1 protein-coding gene is annotated in these 290 nt (G+C 55.5%); it reads left to right on the plus strand.

Annotated features, from left to right (window positions below; genetic code table 11):
• A partial coding sequence (locus HMPREF2596_RS11690; protein WP_283140422.1) for a DUF6531 domain-containing protein occupies nucleotides 1-290 on the plus strand: 290 nt, incomplete at both ends.

Here is a 290-nt window from a genome sequence, read left to right on the forward strand (position 1 = left end):
GTAGGTGCCGGCCGTCCGGTCAATCCGATACACGGGTTGAAGTTCCTGACAAATGAAACCGACTTTGCCTTTGAAGGCATTCTGCCGCTGGTATGGAGCCGCAGCTATTATTCCGACCAAGACGGTACCGGCTGGCTTGGCGAGGGTTGGAGCGTACCGGGCTGCCAACGCATCATCCGCGATGCGGCCGGATTGGCCTATATCGACGATCAGGGCCGTTTGTTCCCTTTACCGGAAGTGGATGAAGATGATGAAGAGCCGGTATTGTTCGAGAGCGAACAGATTTGGTT

The sequence above is a fragment of the Neisseria sp. HMSC078C12 genome (assembly GCF_001838065.1).
Classification (GTDB): Bacteria; Pseudomonadota; Gammaproteobacteria; order Burkholderiales; family Neisseriaceae; genus Neisseria.